Origin of the sequence: Nonomuraea sp. MG754425, from assembly GCF_021699195.1 — a bacterium.
Classification (GTDB): Bacteria; Actinomycetota; Actinomycetes; order Streptosporangiales; family Streptosporangiaceae; genus Nonomuraea.
Map to the genome: position 1 here is coordinate 1 of NZ_SSXE01000351.1, position 4,594 is coordinate 4,594.

The 4,594-nt window shown below is 64.4% G+C and carries 3 protein-coding genes; 1 reads left to right on the plus strand and 2 read right to left on the minus strand.

Annotation, left to right across the window (positions count from 1 at the left end; all coding sequences use genetic code 11):
* Window positions 1–930, minus strand: a 930-nt coding sequence (locus FAF44_RS52145; RefSeq protein WP_237110939.1) for a hypothetical protein, incomplete at its 3' end; no start/stop codon positions are given.
* Window positions 931–1,372: 442 nt separating this feature from the next.
* On the opposite strand from FAF44_RS52145, the gene FAF44_RS52150 reads away from it, so the two are divergent.
* Window positions 1,373–3,907 carry a DUF262 domain-containing protein gene (locus FAF44_RS52150; RefSeq protein ID WP_237110940.1) on the plus strand — a complete coding sequence of 845 codons (2,535 nt, stop codon included), beginning with the start codon at window positions 1,373–1,375 and terminating at the stop codon, window positions 3,905–3,907.
* A gap of 85 nt (window positions 3,908–3,992) precedes the next feature.
* Here FAF44_RS52150 and FAF44_RS52155 read toward each other — a convergent pair whose 3' ends face one another.
* A complete protein-coding gene (locus tag FAF44_RS52155; RefSeq protein WP_237110941.1) occupies window positions 3,993–4,496 on the minus strand; it encodes an RNaseH domain-containing protein in 504 nt (167 codons plus the stop codon).
* Between the last annotated feature and the right edge of the window lie 98 nt (window positions 4,497–4,594).

Here is a 4,594-nt window from a genome sequence, read left to right on the forward strand (position 1 = left end):
GTCGAGCGAGGTGAGGGGGAGGTAGACGCTGTCGGGACCGAGGTCGATTTCGGGGTGGTCGGCCTGGGCTTTGCCGATGATGTGCTGGGCGGCGGTGATGCGTTGTTGGACTTCGAGGATGCCGCGTAGGTGGCCGTCGGCGACATGGAGGGCGTTGCGGATGAGGGGCATGACCACGTGCCGGGCGCGGGTGCCGGCGTCCATGGCGGTGGTGATGTCGGTGAGGCTTTCGAGGGCGAGGGGTTTGTCGGGCTGCTCGGCGCTGTCGAGGACCTGGATCGGGTGCAGGCCGGTGTGCTGGGCGGTGATGGTGACGGCTGCGTAGAACCAGTGGGCGGTGGCGATAGCGGCTGCGGTGGGATCGACCTGCGTGAGGAGGTCCTGGCTGCCGAAGGGGTTGTGGTGCAGCAGGTGGTCGGCTTGGGAGATCTGCAGGGGTGAGGCGTCTTCGCGGCTGAGGGCGACGGCTTGCTGGGCGCGTTCGGACAGGTCGCCGCGTTCGGCTTGTTCGATGGCGGCCAGTTCGGCGGCGACGTCGGTGCTGACGTGCGTGGTGAGCTGAGACGCGTCGAGCACATGCAGAATACGAGCGACAGCGTGAGCGGCTTGCTCGATCTTGGTGCCGGTCGGCTGGTCGGCGGGTCGGATGGTGGCCGTCAGGGTGGGGAGGATCGTGGTGAAGGCGTCGCGTTCTTGTTGCCGGTGCCAGCCGAGGCTGTGGGGGCCGTGCCGGTCGGCGGCACTGGCGGGGTGGGTGTAGGAGCGCCAGCAGATGTGCGACAGGCGAGTCAGGTCCGCGGCGAGCCGGCGGGTGTTGTGGTGGAGCTGATCGTGGGTCAGCCGGGCCACGACGGTGGCGGTGTCGCCGATGCCGGTGCTCCACTGCGCGAGCAGCGTGTTGTGGGCACGGTCGATGGCATACCGAGTCACGAAGACCTCTTCAAAGAAAGGGGAGAACCAGAGAATGAGAGCCCTGCTCGGGGCAGTTTCTGGCCATGTCCAGGATGCTGGATCCGCCGCTCACGTGAAGCCCGTTTGACATTGTCACGAGTCCCTGATCAGCACTTTCGCCCAGAGACGCGGCATAATTCCCTTCCCCTGCGCCGGCTGCGACGCGGCGTGGCACGGCACCGTCTCGTGTGGGATTTCAAGATTGCTCCCACTGGCGCATGAATAAGCGGGGTGGAGGATCCTCATTGAGGAGGTCTTCGCCGGTATGCTAGTTAGAAGCCCTCACTGCCCGTATGGCACTGTCATCTCAAGTCAGTCCTGCCACCTGCTGCCAGTACGCAGCTTGCGGTCGCCCAGTGGTACGTCGTAACTTGATGTTTCTTTGAGATACACCAATTGCTCGGGCAATGAACGGGACGGCATGAAGGCGAACGAGACCACCCTTCGTAAGCTGATTCAGGGAGACCAGCAATTATTGGTTCCCCTCTATCAGCGCCAATACACCTGGGAACGCCCGCAACTCACCCAGCTGTGGGCAGATATCACTGCCCAGGTCGATGTGCTGGCCGAGCAGCGGCAGGACGCCCCCAGTCACTTCATGGGATCGGTTGTCCTCGCGCCGGGGCCGGAATTGGCACCGAGTCGGTCTCAGTGGATCATCGTGGACGGTCAGCAACGTCTCACGACCCTGATGTTGGCGCTCTGCGCGATCAGAGATCACATGGTGGCCGAGGATCCGACCGCCCGCGAGCGGATCAACGAGCTGCACCTGATCAACAAGTTTCAGCAGGGGGAGCTACGCTACCGGCTCCTGCCCACCCAGGGTGACCGAGTGTCGTTCAAAGCGTGTGTGGACGGCGCGCTGGAGGGCAAATCCGAAAGTTTGATCGGCAACGCCTACCAGTTCTTCCGGAGCATGTTGAAGGAGTTCGATGACCCGGCCGACCCGCATGATGTCGCGCGCGTGGAGTCGGTGCTGCTGGATCGGCTCAATCTCGTACAAATCCTGGTGGAAAAGGACGACAACGCGTTTCGCATCTTCGAGTCGATCAACAACACGGGCATGCGGCTCAGCCAGGTGGATCTAATTCGCAACTATGTCTTCATGTGCCTGCCCGTCCGCGGCCAGCACGTCTATGACGAGTACTGGAAGCCGATCCAGGACCTGCTGGACACCAAGGCCATGGAACAGCTGATGTACCTGGTCCTGGTCCTGAAGGAAGGCGACGAGGCCCAATACAATGCCGTCTATCGCGGGCACCAGCAGTTGCTCCTGGCACTGTCCGGAGATCCGAGCCAGGTCGAGACATACGTCCAGGATCTGCACCGTCGCGCCCGGCACCTCAAGCAGATTCTTTCCCCTTCCGATGACCTGCCGTTCGCCGGGCGGCTGCGCTTCTTCAAGGAGTGGCAGGCGTCGACCGCCTACCCGCTGGTGATGCGCCTGCTGGAGTTGCGGGAGGACGACTACATTGGCGACGAGGAGGTGGGCGAGGCACTGGCCTATGTCGAGAGCTTCCTGGTACGCCGTCTGATCGCTGGGGTCGCCACAGGCAACCTCAACCGGATTTTCCAACGGCTCGCCGTACAGCTGGTTGCCGAGGAGGAAGTGCCGCAAGCGGTGCGGACCGCTCTGTCACCGGCCAGGCTGTACTGGCCCTCGGATGCGCAGCTACGGGAGGAGATCCGCAACCGCGCCTTCTACTGGCAGGGCCGCACGGCGCAGCAGAAGCTGGTCCTGCGGCGCATCGAGGAGTCGCTGGGCAGCAAAGAGCGGGTGGACCTGGCCGACAAGCGCATCACCATTGAGCACGTCCTGCCCCAGTCCATGACCACCGACTGGCTGAGCGAACTGTCCAACGGGGGAGAGGACGCCGATCTCCTGCACCGCCAGCTCGTGCACACCCTCGGCAATCTCACGCTCAGTGGCTACAACTCCGAGTTGAGCAACAACTCCTTCGCCGCCAAGCGCAAGCAGCTGGGCCAGAGCGGGCTGGTCATGAACCAGGAGATCGCCGCCTGTGATCGATGGGCGAAGGCCGAGATCCTCACCCGCTCCGATCGGCTCGCGGACCGGGCGATCGCCATCTGGCCAGGACCGGAGGAATCCGGCCGCGGCAGCGCCGCCTCCCGCGACTGGACGCTCCTGCACAGCGCCCTGGCCGCTTTACCGGCCGCCACGTGGACCTCTTACTCGGACCTTGCCGAGCTGATCGGCTCGCATCCGGTTCCCGTCGGGGTACACCTGGCGAGTGTCCCGGTGCTCAACGCGCACCGGGTCCTCACCAGGTCCGGGCAGGTGTCCGATGGTTTCCGCTGGGTTGATCCCGAGGACGATCGAGATGTGCACGAGGTTCTGCGCGCGGAAGGACTCACCTTCGACGAGGCCGGACGCGCCTCCGCGGACCAGCACATCCACGTCCGTGAAATCGCCGAGCTACTCGGATTGCCCATCGCCGCGGATCTGGCCGAGACCGAGACCGCAGGCGAGGACACTCTTTCACCGCAGGCGTTGACGACCTTGGAGCAGCGCTTCTTGAGCCAGCTCAACGAGCAGAGCGGCCCGCAGGCGGCTGGGGCGGTGCAGCGGCTGCTGGAGCATTGGCGGTCTCGGGGCGGCGACCTGCAGTACGGCACCTCCGTCGGCGCCTCCTGTGCGCCGATCATCAAGGTCAGCGGACAATCCGTTTACGCCATCCGCTTCTATGCGAAGAGCGCCGAGATCCCCTTCGGCCTGCTACGCAACCGCAAGCCGTTCGACGACCCCGCACTGCGGGAGGAGCTCAGGCAGCGCCTCAACGACGCGCCCGGGATCGACATCCCCGTCGCCAAGCTGGAACTCTATCCCCCTATCAAGAACACCCAGCTGGCGAGCGACGCCGTGTTCGACGTCGTGGTCGCGGTGCTCGACTGGTTCATGGCCAAGGTCACCGTCCCGGATGGGCAGGACGGATGACTGACGCCAAGGCCGGATCACCACTCATGAGGCTCGGACTTTGTCGCCTGGCAATCGGGGATGTATCCCGGCCACGGTCAGTACGTCACGTGTCGAACAGGGACATTTGTCGGTCATCCTCTGGATCCGGCTCCGTGGCGATTCCTGCCGCTACAGCCGCATCCGGATCGCCGTCGCCCACGGAAGCGACGCCGTCGTCCGTGGAACGCAGATCTTCGGTCGCGGCCTCGTCCTCGACCTCCTCGGCGAGTGTCGGCAGGACGTACTCCTGGCCAAGCCCGGCCAAGTGCAGAGGCAATGGCAGGCTAAGAGCCTCTGGGTAGTCCGGCGGTTGGCGCAGCTGATGTACGGCGAGGGCCAGCGACTCTGGGTCGTCTCCATCCTCTTGGTCACATCCGAGGACGGCGATCTCCACGAGGCCGGGACTCCAGGCCGGTTTGTCTGTGTCGATGGTCATTTCCCCCTTGCGCTTTCCCGCACGCAACGGGCGGAGGGCGAGTTTGTCGGCCTCCACGGCGGAGCTCTTGAACTGAACCGGTTTGGGGGTGGTGCTGTAGAAGACACGCTTTATGTCGCCGTTCTCCGGCACCTAGTACTACATAGCTAGATCTGCATGTGTTGGAGGCGCAGGCGCTGCCGGAAGTGGTGCCTGCGCGCTGTGGCCTGATGTCGGCGGCGGAGGGCTGA

Excerpts from the sequence above, each read along its gene's own strand:
- FAF44_RS52150 (WP_237110940.1), top strand. The coding sequence starts at position 1,373 with ATGAAGGCGAACGAGACCACCCTTCGTAAGCTGATTCAGGGAGACCAG.